The sequence below is a fragment of the Burkholderia sp. Ap-955 genome, from assembly GCF_011753045.1.
Taxonomy (GTDB): Bacteria; Pseudomonadota; Gammaproteobacteria; order Burkholderiales; family Burkholderiaceae; genus Burkholderia; species Burkholderia lata_D.
The window spans coordinates 22110-40430 of record NZ_VWWH01000011.1; the positions used below are offsets into that span (position 1 = coordinate 22110).

The 18321-nt window shown below is 66.3% G+C and carries 15 protein-coding genes; 8 read left to right on the forward strand and 7 right to left on the reverse strand.

Annotated elements, in window-relative coordinates; genetic code table 11:
• Positions 1-6: 6 nt before the first annotated feature.
• Complete coding sequence (locus F3J15_RS08985; RefSeq protein ID WP_166889895.1) at positions 7-1209, reverse strand: MFS transporter; 1203 nt, start codon at positions 1207-1209, stop codon at positions 7-9.
• 111 nt (positions 1210-1320) lie between these two features.
• Between F3J15_RS08985 and F3J15_RS08990 the strand changes: the two genes are divergently transcribed.
• On the forward strand, positions 1321-2256 hold the full coding sequence (locus F3J15_RS08990; protein ID WP_166889898.1) for a LysR substrate-binding domain-containing protein: 936 nt from the start codon (positions 1321-1323) through the stop codon (positions 2254-2256).
• Between the two features lie 70 nt (positions 2257-2326).
• Here F3J15_RS08990 and zwf read toward each other — a convergent pair whose 3' ends face one another.
• Complete coding sequence (gene zwf, locus F3J15_RS08995) at positions 2327-3802, reverse strand: glucose-6-phosphate dehydrogenase (RefSeq protein WP_166889901.1); 1476 nt, start codon at positions 3800-3802, stop codon at positions 2327-2329.
• A gap of 202 nt (positions 3803-4004) precedes the next feature.
• Between zwf and F3J15_RS09000 the strand changes: the two genes are divergently transcribed.
• Together F3J15_RS09000 and F3J15_RS09005 are read left to right on the forward strand one after the other, a co-directional pair.
• Positions 4005-4583, forward strand: a complete 579-nt coding sequence (locus F3J15_RS09000) for a TetR/AcrR family transcriptional regulator (protein ID WP_166889904.1) — start codon at positions 4005-4007, stop codon at positions 4581-4583.
• Positions 4584-4756: 173 nt separating this feature from the next.
• Positions 4757-5632, forward strand: coding sequence for an SDR family NAD(P)-dependent oxidoreductase (locus tag F3J15_RS09005; RefSeq protein WP_166889907.1), 876 nt, complete (start codon positions 4757-4759; stop codon positions 5630-5632).
• Between the two features lie 112 nt (positions 5633-5744).
• Here the strand turns inward: F3J15_RS09005 and F3J15_RS09010 are convergent, their stop codons facing one another.
• Positions 5745-6365 (reverse strand): NAD(P)H-dependent oxidoreductase, encoded by a 621-nt coding sequence (locus F3J15_RS09010; protein WP_166889910.1) that lies wholly within the window; start codon positions 6363-6365, stop codon positions 5745-5747.
• 111 nt (positions 6366-6476) lie between these two features.
• On the opposite strand from F3J15_RS09010, the gene F3J15_RS09015 reads away from it, so the two are divergent.
• Complete coding sequence (locus F3J15_RS09015; RefSeq protein WP_069252611.1) at positions 6477-6911, forward strand: helix-turn-helix domain-containing protein; 435 nt, start codon at positions 6477-6479, stop codon at positions 6909-6911.
• A 52-nt stretch (positions 6912-6963) separates the two neighbouring features.
• On the opposite strand, the gene F3J15_RS09020 is transcribed toward F3J15_RS09015, so the two are convergent.
• From F3J15_RS09020 to F3J15_RS09030, 3 genes are all read right to left on the reverse strand, one after another.
• Complete coding sequence (locus F3J15_RS09020) at positions 6964-7542, reverse strand: peroxidase-related enzyme (RefSeq protein ID WP_089484888.1); 579 nt, start codon at positions 7540-7542, stop codon at positions 6964-6966.
• Positions 7543-7627: 85 nt separating this feature from the next.
• Complete coding sequence (locus F3J15_RS09025; RefSeq protein WP_166889914.1) at positions 7628-8611, reverse strand: MDR family oxidoreductase; 984 nt, start codon at positions 8609-8611, stop codon at positions 7628-7630.
• A 45-nt stretch (positions 8612-8656) separates the two neighbouring features.
• Positions 8657-9295, reverse strand: coding sequence for a TetR/AcrR family transcriptional regulator (locus F3J15_RS09030; protein ID WP_166889917.1), 639 nt, complete (start codon positions 9293-9295; stop codon positions 8657-8659).
• Positions 9296-9717: 422 nt separating this feature from the next.
• On the opposite strand from F3J15_RS09030, the gene F3J15_RS09035 reads away from it, so the two are divergent.
• The 4 genes from F3J15_RS09035 to F3J15_RS09050 all read left to right on the forward strand — a co-directional run bounded on the left by F3J15_RS09035 (position 9718) and on the right by F3J15_RS09050 (position 17293).
• Positions 9718-11991, forward strand: a complete 2274-nt coding sequence (locus tag F3J15_RS09035) for a LamG-like jellyroll fold domain-containing protein (RefSeq protein ID WP_166889920.1) — start codon at positions 9718-9720, stop codon at positions 11989-11991.
• Positions 11957-14386, forward strand: coding sequence for a dockerin (locus F3J15_RS09040; RefSeq protein WP_240158675.1), 2430 nt, complete (start codon positions 11957-11959; stop codon positions 14384-14386). The genes F3J15_RS09035 and F3J15_RS09040 overlap by 35 nt, the downstream gene beginning before the upstream one ends.
• 329 nt (positions 14387-14715) lie before the next feature.
• Complete coding sequence (locus F3J15_RS09045) at positions 14716-15906, forward strand: M20 aminoacylase family protein (protein ID WP_166889922.1); 1191 nt, start codon at positions 14716-14718, stop codon at positions 15904-15906.
• A 55-nt stretch (positions 15907-15961) separates the two neighbouring features.
• Positions 15962-17293 carry an MFS transporter gene (locus F3J15_RS09050; protein WP_166889925.1) on the forward strand — a complete coding sequence of 444 codons (1332 nt, stop codon included), beginning with the start codon at positions 15962-15964 and terminating at the stop codon, positions 17291-17293.
• 46 nt (positions 17294-17339) lie between these two features.
• On the opposite strand, the gene F3J15_RS09055 is transcribed toward F3J15_RS09050, so the two are convergent.
• On the reverse strand, positions 17340-18260 hold the full coding sequence (locus tag F3J15_RS09055) for a LysR substrate-binding domain-containing protein (protein ID WP_166889928.1): 921 nt from the start codon (positions 18258-18260) through the stop codon (positions 17340-17342).
• Between the last annotated feature and the right edge of the window lie 61 nt (positions 18261-18321).

An 18321-nucleotide genomic window follows, 5' to 3' on the forward strand; every position in this document is an offset into this window, starting at 1 on the left:
TGACGTTCAGTGCGCGAGCTGGACGGGTTCCGCCGTGCGTTCCGGCAGGCCCGCGCTGCGGTCGAGGCGACCGCTCAGGGCGGTGAGCGCGAATGCGCCGAGCGTGACGACGGCCGCGATCCACGGCGTATGGCCGAGGCCGACGTGTGCGACGATCACGCCGCCGAGTGCCGAGCCGCCCGCGACGCCGAGGTTGAACGCGGCGATGTTGAAGCCGGATGCGACGTCGGTCGCATCGGGCGCGAAGTGGCGCGCCTGCTTGACGACGTACACCTGCAGGCCCGGCACGTTGCCGAACGCCACCGCGCCCCATGCGAGCATCGTCAGGACAGCGAGCCATTTGACGTGGATCGTGAAGGTGAGCGCGAGCAGCACGATCGCGAGCAGCAGGAAGATCCGCTTGAGCGCCTTCACGGGGCCGACGGCGTCCGCGAGCTTGCCGCCCCACACGTTGCCGAACGCGACCGACACGCCGTAGCCGACGAGCACGAGGCTGACCTGCGACGGCGTGAAGCCGGCGATCTGCTCGAGCAGCGGGGCCATGTACGTGAACGCGATCAGCGAGCCGCCGTAGCCGACGGCCGTCATCGCATAGACCAGCAGCAGGCGCGGCTGCGCGAGCACGCGGAACTGGCGGGCGAGCGGCGCGGGCACCGTTTGGGGCAACCCGCGCGGCACGAAGGCCACCGCGCCGACGAACGCGACGAGGCCGAACAGCGCGACGACCAGAAACGTCGCGCGCCAGCCGAAATGCTGGCCGATGAAGGTGCCGAGCGGAATGCCGGCGACGAACGCGACGGTCATCCCGCTGAACATCGTCGCGATCGCGCTGGCGGCCTTCTCCTTCGGCACGAGCGTGGTCGCGATGATCGAGCCGACCGAGAAGAACACGCCGTGCGCGAGGCCGGTGAGGATGCGCGCAACGATCAGCGATTCGTAGCCGGGCGCCTGCCAGGCCACGAGGTTGCCGACGGTGAACAGCGCCATCAGCGCGGCGAGCAGGGTCTTGCGTGGCACGCGGCCGGTGAGTGCGGTGAGGAGCGGCGCGCCGATCGCGACGCTCAGTGCGTAAAGGCTGACGAGCAGGCCGGCGGACGGCAGGCTGACGCCGAGGTCGGCGCCGATCGTCGGGATCAGCCCGACGATCACGAATTCGGTGGTACCGATGGCAAATGCGCTGATGGTCAGCGCAAGCAGGGCGAGTGGCATGAGGGGTGCTCCAGGGTCCGGTGAGGATGGAGCGCAGTGTGCCGCCTTTACTTTTGCCGAAAAACAGGCTTATAAACCAAATTGTTTTGATTTGAAATCAAGAATGCAACGATGAAGATTACGCTCGACGAACTCCAGGCCTTTGCCGCCGTGGTCGACTCCGGTTCGATCACGGCGGCCGCGCAGCAGCTCGACCTCACGGTGTCGGCGACGAGCCGCACGCTCGGGCGGCTCGAGGAGAAGCTGAAGACCACGCTGCTGCGCCGGACCACGCGCCGGCTCGAACTGACCGAGGAAGGGCGCGCGTTCCTGCAGGACGCGCGCGCGATCATCGAATCGGTCGAGAGTGCGGAAGAGCAGATGCTCGCGCGGCGCGAAATGCCGTCGGGGCGGCTGCGCGTGGATGCGGCGACGCCGTTCATGCTGCACGTGATCGTGCCGCTCGTGCGCGGCTACCGCGAACGCTTCCCGAAGGTCGAGCTGGAACTGAACAGCAACGAGGGCATCACCGACCTGCTGGAGCGGCGCACCGACGTCGCGATCCGGATCGGTCGGCTGAAGGATTCGACGCTGCACAGCCGGCGGATCGGCAACAGCCGGGTGCGCATGCTTGCGAGCCCCGCGTATCTCGAAGCGCATGGTCAGCCGCGCAAGGTCGAGGATCTCGACAAGCACACGCTGCTCGGCTTCACGCAGCCCGAATCGCTGAACGTGTGGCCGATCCTCGGCGCGGACGGCGAACCGTGCCGCATCGAGCCAGACGTGTATTCGTCGAGCGGCGAAACGCTGCGGCAGCTGGCGCTGGAGGGCACGGGCATCGTCTGCCTGTCCGATTTCGTGACCGCCCGGGATCGCGAGGCGGGGCGGCTGATGCAGGTGCTCGCGCGCCAGACGCTCGATGTCCAGCAGCCGATTCACGCGGTGTACTACCGCAATACCGCGATCTCGTCGCGGATCGCGTCGTTCGTCGACTACCTGATCGAGATGCTGGGCAGCGGCAGCGATGCGCAGGCGCGGCGCAAGGCCGTGTGGATGGTGCCGCAGTAGCGATGCAGGGCAGGCGGCGCTGCCCTGCGGAGTCCGGCGTGCCGCGCGGCGGCACGCCGTCGTGCTGCGGTTACGCCTCTTCGGCCCACGACATCCCGTCGCGCGCGAGCAGCGCCGACGAAGCCGCGGGCCCGAACGTGCCGGCCGTGTATAGGCGCGGCCGGTCGCCGAGCTGCTTCCAGCCGTCGAGGATCGGTTCGACCCACGACCACGCGGCTTCGAGCTCGTCGCGGCGCATGAAGTGCGTGAGGCGGCCGCGGATCACGTCGATCAGCAAACGCTCGTACGCTTCCGCGCGCCGCTCCGGAATCGCCTGCTGCAGGTCGAGGTTCAGGCTCACGGGCACCATGTTCATCCCGCTGCCCGGTTCCTTCGCGAGCATCTGCAGCTGGATCGACTCTTCCGGCTGGAGCTGGATCACGAGACGGTTGCTGTAGTGGCGCGGGCCGGTCGGGATGATCGAGAACGGCATGTCCGCGAACTCGATCACGATTTCCGACTGGCGGCGCTGCAGCCGCTTGCCGGTGCGCAGGAAGAACGGCACGTTGGCCCAGCGCCAGTTGTTGATGTGCGCGCGCAGCGCGACGAAGGTTTCCGCGCGGCTGTCCGCCGGCACGTTGTCTTCCTCGAGATAGCCTTTCACCGGCTGGCCGTCGACCGCGCCGGCCGTGTACTGGCCGCGCACCGTGTCGCGCGCGACGTCGGCCACCGCCATCGGCCGCAGCGAGCGCAGCACCTTCAGCTTCTCGTCGCGCACCGCGTCCGGGTCGAGCGACACCGGCGGCTCCATCGCGACGATGCACAGCAGCTGCAACAGGTGGTTCTGCACCATGTCGCGCAGCGCGCCGGTATGGTCGTAGAAGCCCGCGCGACTGCCGACGCCCACCGTCTCCGCCACCGTGATCTGCACGCTGCGGATGCTCGGCGCCTGCCACAGCGGCCCGAAGATCGGGTTGCCGAAGCGCAGCACCATCAGGTTCTGCACGGTTTCCTTGCCGAGATAGTGGTCGATCCGATAGATCTGCGATTCCTCGAAGTGCTTGCCGACCGCATCGTTGATCGCCTTCGCGGACGCGAGATCGTGGCCGAGCGGCTTTTCGAGGACGACGCGCGAGTGTTTGTCGACGAGATGCGCGGCCGACAGGTTGTTGCAGATGGTGGTGAACAGCTCCGGCGACGTCGACAGGTAGAACACGCGGATCGCGTCGCCGCGTGCCGCTTCCGCGAGCCGCAGGTAGTCGTCCGGCGCGTTCACGTCGATCAGCACGTACTTGAACAGGTCGAGGAAGCGGCTCCAGGCCGCGGGATCGAACGCCTTTTCGTCGATGAACGGGCGCGACTGCTCGTCCATGAACTTGCGATAGCCGTCGATGCCCCAGTCGCGGCGGCCGACCGCGATGATGCGCGTGTCGGGCGGAAGGTTGCAGTGCAGGTGCGCCATGTACAGCGCGGGCAACAGCTTGCGGGCGGCCAGGTCGCCGCCGCCGCCGAAGATGATCATGTCGACGGGCCGGTCGGCCCCGGTCTGGGTAGGCTGATTCGTCATGGGAGGTTCGCGGTTTGAAACGGGGAACGTGAAACGAACGTCGAGGCACCGGGCGCCGATACGTGAACGCACCAGTACGTGAAAACGCTAATAGTGCACGGTTTTGATGGATTGCGTATGGGTTCCCCCGGATGTAACAGCACTTGCATTCCGTATGATCGCCCCATTATGATTGAGTGCTCACTCATTAAAGGAATCGAACGTGGCCCGACCGCGCAGTCCCGACAAGCACGAAGCCATTCTGGCCGCCGCCGCACGGGCGCTCGCCGAGGACGGTGCGACCGCGACGACCGCGCGCATCGCGCGGCTCGCCGGCGTGGCGGAAGGCACGGTGTTCACGTACTTCGAAACCAAGGACGCGTTGCTGAACGCGCTGTACGTGAGCCTGAAGGCGGACATGCGCGACGCGATGATGACCGGTTACCCGGAGCGCGCGCCGGTCGAGGAGGCGCTGCGGCACGCGTGGAACGGTTATGTGTCGTGGGGCGTCTCGAACCCGGACGGGCGGCGCGCGCTGCAGCAACTGGGCGTGAGCGGGCGCATCGACGACGCGCATCGTGCGGCTGGCGCCGAAGGCTTCGGCGGGATCAATGCGCTGTTGCGCGAGCAGGTCGCCGCGTCGGGCGCGCTGAATCCCGACGAAGCGCACACGTTCTGCGCGGCGCTGTTCGCGTCGATCGCCGAAACGGCGATGGAGTCGATCGCGCGTGATTCGGCGCGGGCCGATGCGTACCGGGAGGCCGGGTTTCGCGCGCTGTGGGCCGTGTTGCACGCGGTGTGAGGCAGGGGTTGCGGTCGTGCTGGCGTGTGCGGTTTCACGCTCACGTGCCGCGACGACGACGGGCGGCAGGTTTCAGGCAGGGCGATGAAGGTCGCGAATGACCGACACATCGCCGTTATTAATGAGTGAGTAATCATTCATTTTGTGGTTTCACTACGATCAAGGAGTGGAAAATGTCGAAAGTCTGGCTGGTAACAGGGGCCGCGCGCGGCCTGGGGCGAGCGATTTCGGAAGCCGTGCTGGCGGCGGGCGACCGGCTGGTGGCCGCCGCGCGCGATCCCGCGCGGCTGGCGGATCTGGTGGAGCGGTACGGCGATCGGTTGCTGCCGGTCGCGCTCGACGTGACCGATGAAGCGGCCGCCGAGGGCGCGGTAACGGCCGCCCGCGAAGCGTTCGGCCGCATCGACGTGCTCGTGAACAATGCCGGCTACGGTCATACGGCGCCGTTCGAGCAGATGGCCGCCGACGATTTCCGCGACCAGATCGAAACGAACCTGTTCGGCGTGATCAACCTGACGCGTGCGGTGCTGCCGACGATGCGCGCGCAGCGTGCGGGGCACATCTTCCAGGTGTCGTCGGTCGGCGGGCGCACGTCGACGCCGGGGTTGTCCGCGTATCAGGCTGCGAAGTGGGCGGTCGGCGGGTTCAGCGACGTCCTGTCGAAAGAGGTCGCGCCGTTCGGCGTGCGCGTGTGCACGCTCGAGCCGGGCGGGATGCGCACCGACTGGGCCGCGCAGGCGAAGCGTGGCGTCGATGATCTGCTGCCCGACTATCAGCCGTCGGTCGGGAAGATTCTCGAATTGCTCGGCGCGTATGGCGGCCACGAAGGCGGCGATCCTGCACGAATCGCGGCGCTGATCGTCGAGCTGTCGCGCCGCGAGGACGTGCCGATGCGCCTGCTGCTCGGCGGCGATGCGCTGTTCGTGTGCGAGCAGGCGGAGAAGCAGCGCGCGGAAGAGGCCGCGCGGTGGCGCGACACGACGCTGTCGACGCAATTTCCGGATGCGAAGCTGCCGGACGGGCTGGAGGCGCTGAAGGGGCTGGAGTGAGCGCTGACATTCGCCCGGCCGCACGGGCGAAGTGAGCGGATGACCGATGCCGGCGCGTGCACGCGGGCATCGGTCGGTAACGCCCGTGCGATCGACGGGCGCTGCCGTTGTCTCAACCGGCCTGTTCCACCAGCGCCTGCACTTCCTGCCCGGCCTTTGCGATGGCCGCTTGCACAGCATCGGCGCCCATCACGGTGCCTTCCACGCGCACTTCGCGGATGTCGGTCATCCCGATGAACCCGAGCAGATGCTTCAGATAGCCGGACTGGTAGTCGAAGGGTGCATACGGGCCTTCCGAAAAGACGCCGCCGCTGGCGGTGACCAGATAGACCTGCTTGCCTTCCAGTGTGCCGGCGACGCCGCTTTCGCCGTAGCGGAACGTGACCTGCGGCCAGATCACGCGGTCGAACCACGCGCGCAACTGCGTGGACGGGCCGAAGTTGGTCATCGCGGAGCCGATCACGACGACGTCGGCGGCGCGCAGTTCGTCGATCAGTGCTTGCGCCAGCTCGACGGCCTGCGCTTGCTCCGCGTTGCGCGCGTCCGGCGGCAGCGTGCGGCCGACGATGTATGCGTCGTCGATATGCGGCAGCGGATCGGTGGAGAGATCGCGCAAGGTGACGGCGCTGTTTGCGTCGCGCGCCGCGAGTTGCTGCGCGAGGTCGTGCGCGAAGCGCGTGGACAGGCTGTCGGTGCTGCGGGGGCTGGAGGTGATCAGCAGGATGCGGCTCATGAGCGTTCCTTTAGGGATAAGATGAGAACCCGGTAACTTTTGATGACTGAGTTACCGAAAAGCATGTGGAATGCTAGGGTTCGCGCCCGGGCCCCACAAGAACGCACAGGGTTGTGCCCCAGTCACATCGATGTTCCTGCCACCATGCCCCGACCCAGCGACAACGACTGCCAGATGACCCGCCAGATCCTCGACCGGATCGGCGACAAATGGAGCCTCTATATCATCGCGACGCTGAACGATGGTTCGCGGCGCTTCAACGAGCTGAAACGCGAGATCGAAGGGATTTCGCAGCGCATGCTGACGCTGTCATTGCGCGGACTGGAGCGCGACGGGCTGGTCACGCGGACGGTGTTCCCGACGATTCCGCCGCGCGTCGACTATGCGCTCACGCCGCTCGGCGCAACGCTGCTGGAGCCCGTGATGGCGCTCGTCAGGTGGGCGGAGAAAAACAAGCAGCCGATCGCGCAAGCGCGCGAGCGTTTCGACGAGGCGGCCAATGCGGCGCCGGAGCCGGGCGAGGGCGTCGTTTACCGGCGTCGATAGGCGAGCGACGATATCGCCGCGTCCCGTCCGCACGGCCGAACGGCGTGTGCGCTCAACGCCCCAGCGCGTAAAACTCCGCATTCGGTCGCATGTTCGTCACGTTCGCGATGCGGTTGGACATGCCGAAGAAAGCCGAGATCGCCATGATGTCCCACACGTCTTCTTCGACGAAGCCGTGCGACTTGAGCGCGTCGAAGTCCGCTTCGCCCACCTGATGCGCGGCCTGCGACACCTTCATCGCGAAGTCGAGCATCGCCTTCTGCCGGGCGGTGATGTCGGCCTTGCGGTAGTTGGCGGCGACCTGGTCGGCGATCAGCGGATCCTTCGCGCGAATGCGCAGGATCGCCCCGTGCGCGATCACGCAGTACTGGCACTGGTTCACGCTGCTGGTGGCCACGACGATCATCTCGCGCTCGGCCTTGCTCAGGTTGCCCGGCTTGTCCATCAGTGCGTCGTGGTAGGCCATGAACGCGCGAAACTCGTCGGGGCGATGCGCCAGCGTCAGGAAGACGTTCGGGATGAAGCCCGACTTTTCCTGGACGGCCGCGATGCGTTCGCGAATGTCCTCGGGCAGGTCTTCGAGCGCGGGCACGGGAAAGCGGCTGATGGGTGCGGTGTTTGCGGCGGTCATGAGGTCTCCTGGATAACGTGGCGCGGGCGCACTCGATGCGCGAGGCGTCGTCCGATCAAAGAAGCGCGGGTGGTCGTCAGCGGCGTCACGCGTTGACGTCGACGACGATGCGGCCGCGCACCTTGCCGTTGATCAATTCTCCTGCAAGCGGGATGACGTCGCCCAGGCCGACCTGGTGGCTGATCGCGCCCAGCTTCTCGACGTCGAGGTCGGACGCGAGCCGGCGCCACGCTTCCAGCCGGTCGGCGCGCGGGCACATGACGCTGTCGATCCCGACGAGCGTAACGCCGCGCAGGATGAACGGCATGACGGTCGCGGGGAAATCGAAGCCGGCGGCCAGGCCGCAGGCCGTCACGACGCCGCGGTACCGCGTGGTCGCGCACACGTTGGCGAGCACGTGGCTGCCCGCCACGTCGACCGCGCCGGCCCAGCGTTCCTTGCCCAGCGGCTTGCCGGGCTCGCTGAATTGCGACCGTTCCAGGATCTCCGCCGCGCCGAGCTGCCGCAGGTAGTCGGCATCGGCGGGGCGGCCCGTTACCGCGACGACGCGGTATCCCAGCTTGGCGAGGATAGCGGTGGCGACGCTGCCCACTCCGCCTGCCGCGCCGGTCACCACGATCTCGCCGTCGTCCGGACGCACGCCGTGCCGCTCCAGCGCCATCACGCACAGCATCGCGGTGTAGCCCGCCGTGCCGATGGCCATCGCCTGTTGCGGCGAAAAGGCGGACGGCAGCGGCACCAGCCAGTCGCCGTCGACACGGGCTTTCTGCGCGAGGCCGCCCCAATGCGTTTCGCCGACGCCCCAGCCGTTGAGCACGACCTGATCGCCGGGGCGATAGTCCGGGTGCGTGCTCGCTTCGACCTCGCCGACGAAATCGATGCCGGGCACCATCGGGAACTTGCGGACCACCGGGCTCTTGCCGGTGATCGCCAGCCCGTCCTTGTAGTTCAGCGTCGAATAGCCCACGCGCACCGTCACGTTACCCGCGGGCAACTGCGCGTCGTCCAGCGTCTGGAGCCCGGCCTGCTGCCCGGTTTCATGCCTGTCGATCACGATGCCTTGAAACATGTGTCCTCCTTTCTAGACTGATCGTCTAGTTAATGGCAAAAAAATTCAGCGGCGCGGTAGTCCATTGAAGAAAAACTGCGCGAACAGAGTCAGCGGCGTGTCGCTGCGCTCCAGCTTCGCGCGCAGCACGGCGCCTTCCCAGCCGATCCAGAAGAATGCGGCCAGCGCGGCGGGATCGGCCGAACCCGCCAGTTCGCCGGCTTGCTGCGCGGCGGCCAGGCATTCGGCGAGGCGGCGTTGCCAGTCCTCGAACGTGGCGCGCAGGCGTTCGCGGAAGCTTTCCGGCAGCGTGCCCATTTCCTGTCCGAGGTTACCGATCAGGCAGCCGCGGCTGTACGCGTAGCGGGCCATGCCGTCGCGGGCGTCGTCGATGAACGCGCGTACACGCTGCAGCGGCGAGCGTGCCGGATCGCTGAAATGCCGGTCCAGCTTGCGCGCGAAGAACTCGGCGTAGCGGTCGATCAGTTCGAGGCCGAACGCTTCCTTGCTGTCGAAGTAGTGATAGAAGGAGCCCTTCGGCACGCCGGCGCGACCGAGGATCTCGTCGAGCCCGGTGGCCGAGAAGCCCTTTTCGGTGAGCACTTCCAGCCCGGTGCGCAACAGCATGTCCCGCGTGGCGACGAGGTCCTCGTGCTGTTTCGGTGGCCTGCCGCGGCGGCGAGGCGGATCAGTTCGAACGTCCATGTGCGAATAATAGACCGTTCGTCTCAAAAATCAACGGGTGAGTGTTTCGTCACGATTGGCCCGTTCCAATTTCTTCTAGCCGCCCGCACCGTACTCTTTGGGCAGTTGCTTGGCCGTCGGAGTCGAGGTGGCGTGCTCCGCAGTGAGCGCGATACGGACAACAGATCATGCCCAGCCTCAACTTTGTTTTGTTCTTACGGCTGTGCCCAGCCGCTTCGCGCATTCCTCAATCCCTGCATCGCCGATGTGACAAGTGCGTGTCATTGGTGAATATGTTTTTTTTCGCTTGATTACATCCCTATCGAACTGGATAGAATGCTACGCGTTCCTGATGAATACGGAACAGTTCGTACATTTTTTGCCGCTTCGACTATAGCTAAAAAACTGGGGATCCAGACATGCGAGACAACGGAGCACCGACGATGCTACCCGAGGAAATCGTCCCACTCGGCGACATCGAAAATATTGCACGACGCCACTTCGTGATGGGGCTTGGCGCAACGCTTCTGGCCGGATGCGGCGGTGACGGAAGCAACGCGATGACAGGCGGTGAGCGTACATCGGTAAATGGCACCGGCCACGCGTCCGGAGTTGCTCCAGCTTCGGACGGTATCGACGCAGGGGCGACGTCGGCAGGCATTGCCCAAACCCGCGCCTTCACGCATCCCGGTTTGCTGCATACCGAGGCGGATTTCGAACGCATGCGCGCTAAAGTCGGGGCCCACGCTTCCCCGTGGATCGACAGCTGGAACGTGCTCGTCGCCAACGGTCACACGCGACTGACGAACAAGCCGAACCCGCAGGTCGGCATCTATCGCGGCAATGATCCCACGCATGGTCAGAACTACGGCGCGCTCTACAACGACATCGCCGCTGCCTATGGCGACGCGCTGCGCTGGAAGGTATCGGACGACACACGCTATGCCGACAAAGCCGTGGAGTATCTGGACCAATGGGCCGCGAAGCTGACGACGCTTGGCGGCAGCGACGTGGCGCTCGCTGCCGGCATCTACGGCTACGAGTTCGCCAACGCAGCCGAAATCATGCGCGGCTACAGCGGCTGGAGTCCGGCCGGACTCGCCGCGTTTCAGGCAATGATGCGCAATGTCTTCTACCCGGTCAGTCATGCTTTCCTGACCCGTATCGACACCGCGATGGACACGCACTACTGGGCCAACTGGGGCCTGGCCAACATCGCGTGCATCCTGGCCATTGGCGTGTTGTGCGACGATGCCGAGCTCGTCAACGAGGCCGTCACCCATTTCAAGACCGGTGGCAGTAACGGCTGTATCCGGCAAGCCGTGTACTACCTGCACCCCGGCAACCTCGGGCAATGGCAGGAAGCCGGCCGGGACCAGGGCCACAGCACGCTCGGCATTGCATTGACGGGCGCCATTTGCGAGATGGCGTGGAATCAGGGCATCGACCTGTACGGCTATGACAACAATCGTTTCCTGGCGGGCGCGGAATACGTGGCCAAGGCGAACCTGAAGCAGGCGGACGGCGCGTTCTACACGGTGCCTTTCGTCACGTACCAGAACAGCGCCGGCGTCACGCAGACGCAGTTCGCCGCCGGCGGGCAAGGCGACGCCCTGGGGCGGCCCTGCTGGGCATTGGTGGCCAACCATTACATCAACCGCAAAGGTCTGGCGGCGCCTTACACCAAGCGCGCTGCCGAACTTGTGGCACCGGAAGGCGGCGGCGGCAACTACGGCCCCAACAGTGGCGGCTTCGATCAGCTTGGCTACGGCACGCTCACCTGCACGCTCGACCCCGGCACCCCCGCCGCAACGCCGACCGGCCTGACCGGCTACGCGAGCGCGGGCAAGGTGGTGCTGTCGTGGTGGGGCAGCAGCAACGCCGTCAGCTACAACGTCAAGCGCGCCACCATTGCCGGCGGACCGTACAGCACCATCCAGAGCGGTATCACCGATCTGCTGACCTTTACCGATAGGCCAGCCGCTGCCGGCACGTATTTTTATGTCGCGACAGCGCAAACGATTGCGGGCGAATCGGCGCTCTCCAACGAAGTGAAAGTGATCACGGCGCAGCAGCTGCTCGCGCACCTCACGTTTGATGAAGGCAGCGGCATCACGGCCGCCGATAGCTCGGGCAACAGGCGCGATGGCACGCTCAACGGCGCAACGTGGGCAGCGGGGCACAGCGGCAACGCGGTCTCGCTCAACGGCTCGGGCGCGTATGTCGCGTTGCCCGACGATCTGCTGGCCGATGTGTCGGACTTCACCATCGCCAGCTGGGTATTCTGGAACGGCGCGCAAACGTGGGCACGCCTGTTCGACTTCGGCACGGGCTTCCACCGCTACATGATGTTCACGCCGCGCGGGCAGTTGCGCAACGGCTGGGCCGGCATGCGCTTCGCCATGACGGCCAACGGCCCCGGTGACGGCCCTCCGGAACAGATCATCGACGCCCCCACCGAGCTGCCGAGCAAGCGATGGGTGCATGTGGCCGTCACGCTATCGGGATCGACAGGCACGATCTACGTGGACGGCACGCCCGTCAGTACCAACACGGCGATGTTCCAGGCGCCGTTCCGCTTGGGCAGTACCACGCAGAACTGGCTGGGCAAATCGCAATACAGTGCCGACGCCACGTTCCACGGTCTGATCGACGATTTCCGCATTTATCGCGGTGCGCTCAATGCGGCGCAGATTGCCTCGCTCATGGCGAATTGATTGCGCGGGGCCCGGTGGCGGGCCCTGCGATGAACTTCTTCCTTTAAGGACTTTTCGGATGACTATGTTTTCTCAACGATGGATTGCCGCTGCGGCGATGGCGTGTACGTTATGGGGCTGTGGTGACGGATCCGATAGCACGACAGGCGTGACCAATTCGGGTGCCAATGCAGCCGCCAATCGTAGTCAGACCGGCGGAAATGGCAGCGGCAGCAACCTGCCGGCGGCCAGCTGGACCAGCGTCAAGTGGGGCGGGGGCGGCTATGTCACCGGCCTGATCTACCATCCAGCCAACGCGAGCCTGCTGTACGCACGCACCGACGTTGGCGGCGCGTACCGCTGGAACGCGACCAACTCGACGTGGACGCCTATCACCGACGGCATCGGTTTCGGCGCAGGCGAGGGCGATTTCCACGGCGTCGAAAGCGTCGCGCTCGACCCGAACAACGATCAGCTCGTCTACATGATGACCGGCATTACCGTGACGCAGGGTCACAACGGCCGCATCTACATCTCGAGCAACCGCGGCAACACCTGGACGCACTACGACCTGCCGTTCCCGGTGGGCGGCAACGACAACGGCCGCGCCACGGGCGAGCGCCTGCAGGTCGACCCGAACAATCCCTCGACACTGTTCTACGGATCGCGCACGGCCGGCCTGTGGAAGAGTGCCGATTCGGGCCGGACCTGGACGCAGGTCACGGGTCTGTCCTCCACCACGATCAGCGGCGGCAGTTCCCCGATCGGTGTCGAACAGGTGATCTTCGATACGTCGGGCAAGGGGAGTGGCCAGCCGACCTGGATCATGTGGGCCACCGTCGCACCGGACTACGCCAACGCGGCGGGCCTGACGTCGACCCTGTACAAGTCCACCAACGGCGGCTTCTCGTGGACGCCGGTGCCCGTCCCGCCGACGGTGTCCGGCTACTACATCCCGCACGTCGTGCGCACGTCCGACGGCAACTTCTATGTGGTGTTCAACGCGGGTGTCGGCCAGGGCATCGGCGGACCGAGCTATCTCTACAAGTTCGGCGGCAGTAACAACAGCAACTGGACGCTGCTCAACAGCTCCAACAGCAACGGCTTTGGCGGCCTGTCCGTCTCCGGTCTGGGCGCGTCCGCCCGCATCGCATTGGGCATGACCGGCTGGAGCGACACCAGCAAGACCATCCAGCTATCCGACGACGGCGGCAGTACGTGGCGCGAAATCGAGGCCGGCATGCCGCATACCGGCACTGCCTCGGGTGGCTGCGCCGGCTGGGTCGAGGGCGTCACCATCGACCCCGCCAATCGCGATCACGTCATGCACGTCCACGGCGGCGGCATCTGCGAAACCATGGACGCCTCGTCGCCCACGCCAACCTGGAGCCCCAAGGTCGACAACCTCGAGGAAACCGTGACGCTGGCGCTCGTCACGGCGCCGCCCGGTGCGTCGTACAAGTTCATCAACAGCGCCGGCGACATCGGCACGTGGGTCAATACGGATCTCACGACGAGGCCGACGAAAGGCCCGTTGAACTCGTGGAGCAGCGGCAATTCGGCCGATATGTCGTGGTCCGATCCGACGTACATCGCCGCCGCGGGCGTCGACAACGCCAACGGCCATGCGACCAAGGGCTTCTGGTCCGGCGACAGCGGCAATAGCTGGTCGACGTTCGCGTCGTTGCCCAACGGCGCCGCGGCAAGCCAGAGCAACGTGGGCAACCTGGTCGTCCCGTCCCGTAACAACGTGACCTGGGCACCGCCGGACTCGGTGCCGTCGTACACGACAAACAATGGCGCCAGCTGGACGGCGACCAACCTGCCGGCGTTCGGTGCCACCTGGAACGGCTTCCCGCGTGCCTATCGCCTGGCCGCGGACCGCAAGAACCCGAAGAAGGTCTACGCCTACGACTCCGGCGGCGCACCGTGGAGCTGGCAGCGCGGCAAGATCTACGTCTCGAACGACGGCGGCCGCACGTTCGCGCTGAGCCAGGGCTCGGTGAATGCGAACCTGGCCTGGAATGCGTGGGGGGATACGTCGATGGTGGTCAATCCGAACGCGGAGGGTGATCTCTGGCTGGCCGACGGCACGGCCGTGTACCACTCGGTGGACTCGGGGGCGACATGGACGAAGCTCGGCGTCTTTGCGTCGACCAACGACACGCCGGGCGCCACCGTGATCGCGTTGGGCAGGGCGCCGACCGGTTCGCCGTACTCGGCCGCGGTCTATGTGGAAGGCACATTGAACGGTGTCTGGGGCATTTACCATTCCGACGACGGTGGTGCAACGTGGGCGCGCTTCAACGATGACGCGCACCAATTCGGCGGCTCCGGCGTGATGGCCGGCGACTGGAACACGTACGGCCGGATTTACGTCAATGGCGCCGCTCGCGGTCTGATCTATAGCAATTGAGGTTGATCGACCGTAAGGGGGCCATTCTCGACGTCTACGTCACGGCGCTCTGACCAACGAGCATGGGTGTCCACCGATTGGGGAGGTGGGCACCTATGGCGGACAAAGACTCTGCGTTGATCTTTTACCCCTACGGTACGATCGCCTGTCCGTATCCGCATCTAGTCGAAAGCTACGACGGGTCGAGGATCGTCCGCACTAACCCTGATTAAAAAACCTTATCACGGTGAAAAATTTCGTATCTTATTGAACCGATATCGGCTGGATATAGTGGCTCGCTTTCCCGCACGCATCCGTTGCGTGCGCAGACAAACAGCAGGAGCCCCTTGATGTCCACCGATACCCGATTCACCGAAGTCGAGGATCTGATGCCCGCCGCCGGCGGGTTGCGCGAGATCCGTCACCACATCCATCACCACCCTGAACTCGCATACGAGGAGCACGACACGGCCGCGCTCGTCGCCGAGAAGCTCGAACAGTGGGGCTGGCAGGTGACGCGCGGGGTCGGCAAGACGGGCGTGGTCGGTACGCTGCGCGTGGGCGACGGCACGCGCAGCATCGGCATCCGCGCCGACATGGATGCGCTGCCGATCATCGAGGCGACGGGGCTGCCCTACGCGAGCGGCACGCACGGCAAGATGCACGCCTGCGGCCACGACGGCCACACGACGATGCTGCTCGGCGCTGCGCAGCACCTCGCGAAGACCCGCAACTTCTCCGGCACCGTGCACCTGTATTTCCAGCCGGCGGAAGAGCACGGCGTCGACAGCGGCGCGAAGAAGATGATCGACGATGGCCTGTTCGAACGCTTCCCGTGCGATGCCGTGTTCGGCATGCACAACCATCCGGGCGCGGCACCGGGTGTGTTCCTCACGCGGCGCGGCCCGTTCATGTCGGCCGGTGACAAGGCGATCATCTCGATCGAAGGCGTCGGCGGCCACGCGGCACGGCCGCACCTGACGGTCGATCCGGTGGTCGTCGCGGCGAGCATCGTGATGGCGCTGCAGACGATCGTCGCGCGCAACGTCGATCCGTCGCAGCCGGCGGTCGTCACGGTCGGCTCGATGCACGCGGGCACCGCGAACAACGTGATTCCTAACGGCGCGCGCCTCGAACTCAGCGTGCGCTCGTTCAGCCCGGAAGTGCGCGCGCTGCTCAAGCGCCGCATCACCGAGCTGGCCGAAACGCAGGCCGCGAGCTATGGCGCAACCGCGAACGTCGAATACATCGAAGGCTATCCGGTCGTCGTCAATTCGGATGCCGAAACGGATTTCGCCGCACAGGTGGCGCGCGAACTCGTCGGCGACGCGCACGTGGTCGAGCAAGCCGACCTGCTGATGGGCAGCGAGGATTTCGCGTTCATGCTGCAGCAGCGGCCGGGCTCGTTCGTGCGGCTCGGCAACGGCGAAGGCGAGGACGGCTGCATGGTGCACAACCCGAAATATGACTTCAACGATCGCAACCTGCCGATCGGCGCGGCGTTCTGGACGCGCCTCGTCGAGCGTTACCTCGGGCAGTGATCGCGGCGACGGCGCGCGGCCGGCGCTTCCGGCGCATTGACAGGAGAGGATAGCGATGCAGAAAGACCATCTCGCGCTGCACCCTGCGTCGACGGGCGTGGCCGAAGCCGGCGCGCCCGGCACGCCGGCCGTCACGCGGCGCGGTGCGATCGCCGCGGCCGTGATCGGCAACTGGCTGGAGTTCTTCGATTTCACCGTGTACGGCTTCTTCGCGGTGCTGATCGGCGGGCTGTTCTTCCCGTCGAGCGACCCGACCACGTCGCTGCTGCTGTCGGTCGCGACGTTCGCCGCCGGCTTCTTCACGCGGCCGCTCGGCAGCGTCGTGCTCGGCGTCTATGCGGACCGCAAGGGGCGCAAGGCCGCGCTGAACCTGACGATCATGCTGATGGCGCTCGGCACGGGCCTGATCGCGATCGCGCCGACGTATGCGCAGGTCGGCGTGGCCGCGCCGCTGCTGGTCGTGTTCGCGCGGCTGATGCAGGGCTTCTCGCAGGGCGGCGAATTCGGCGCGGCGACGTCGACGCTGCTCGAACAGGGCGGCACGTCGCGCCGTGCGTTCCGCGCGAGCTGGCAGCTCGCGACGCAGGGCGGTGCCGCGCTGATGGGCTCGGGCTTCGCGGCGCTGTTGTCGAACACGATGACGAAGGACGCGCTGGAAGGCTGGGGCTGGCGGTTACCGTTTCTCGTCGGCGTGCTGATCGCGCCGGTCGGGATGTTCTTGCGCCGGCGGCTCGCGGACGACGCGCCCGGCGACCGCCATCACGGCATCGAACGCGGCGTGCTGCACGAGCTGTTCTCGAAGCACACGCGCACGGTGCTGCTGCTGATGCTCACGGTGATGGGCGGCACGGTGTCGACCTACATCCTGACGTTCTACATGCCGACCTACGCGATCCACACGCTCGGCCTGCCGATGAAGCTGTCGATGTTCGTCGGCGTCGCATCGGGCTGCGTGATGCTGGTCACGTGTCCGCTGTTCGGCTGGCTGTCGGACAGGCTCGGCAGCCGGCGCCTGCCGATCTTCGTCGGTCGCGGCGTGCTGGTCGCGTTGCTGTTCCCGGCGTTCTGGCTGATGAATCATCACCCGACGCTGTCGGTGATCCTGCCGCTGACCGCGCTGATGCTGCTGTTCTATTCGCTCGGCTCGGCGTCGGAAATGGCGCTGATGTGCGAGTCGCTGCCGCGCCACGTGCGTGCGACCGGCATCTCGATCGCGTATGCACTCGCGGTGACGATCTTCGGCGGCACTGCGCAGCTGATCGCGACTTGGCTCGTGAAGACGACCGGCAGCAAGCTCGCGCCAGCCGGCTACGTGGCCGCATGCGTGGTGCTGTCGCTGATCGCGGTGGCGATGCTGCGCGAGACGGCGCGGGATTCGATCGACTGACGCGCGGCGCAGCGCAGCACGACGGGCGGCAAGCAGCGATACGTGCTCACCGCCCGCGCACCACCCTCAGGTACGACGCGAGCATCGTCGCGAGTTCCTGGGCGGCCGGCGTCAGCGGCACCGCCGCGCGCTGCAGCAGGCAGATGTCCTGCGATTCGGCCTGCTCGCGCACGGGCACTTTCGCGAGCGCGCCGGCAAACGGCCCGTGCCGCGTCACGGCTTCGGTTTCGAGCGACAGGCAATCGGTTTGCGTGACGAGCTGCAACGTCTCGAACATCCCTTCGACGGTGGCGAGGATTTTCGGCGGCGGCAGGCCGTGTACGTCGAAGTACGCGAGCAGCCGGTTGACGACGGGATCGGCGCTCAGGTTCGGCGAGCGCGTCGATACCCACGCGTAGTCGGCCAGTTCGGCGAGCGATTGCGCATGCATCGCCGGATGCCCGCTTCGGCACACGACCACCGGCGCGGAAGCACGCAGCGGCGTGACCGCGAGATCGGTCGTGTCGGTCTGCTTCGCGACGAGCGCGATCGCGAAATCGACCGCGCTTTCGCGCAGCCAGCCGATCATCATTCGCGACGTGCCGGTGCGCAGGTGCACGTCGACCTTGTCGAAGCGCGCGCGGAACGCGCTCAACACGGGCGCGAACGCGTCGATCAGCGGCTCGGCCACGAGGCCGAGCGTGACGGTGCCTTCGTACGCGCCGCTCAGTTGCCGGATTTCCCGCTCGACCTGTTCGCATTCGCCGAGGATCGAACCGGAGCGCGCGAGCAGCCGCTGGCCGACGGCCGTCGGCACGATCCCGCGATTGGTGCGCGTGAACAGCGTCGCGCCGAGCGTCGCCTCGAGGCTCTGCAGTTGCTGCGTGACGCCGCTCTGCGCGAGGTCGAGCGCGCGTGCGGCGGCGCGCAGGCTGCCGTGCTCGACGACGGCCTGGAAGATGCGGAGCTGGGAGAGCGTGAACGCCATGGGCAAGCGCGGGGCCGGTGATCGGGAAAAGTGATCATGATAAGGCAGCGGGCGATTCCGG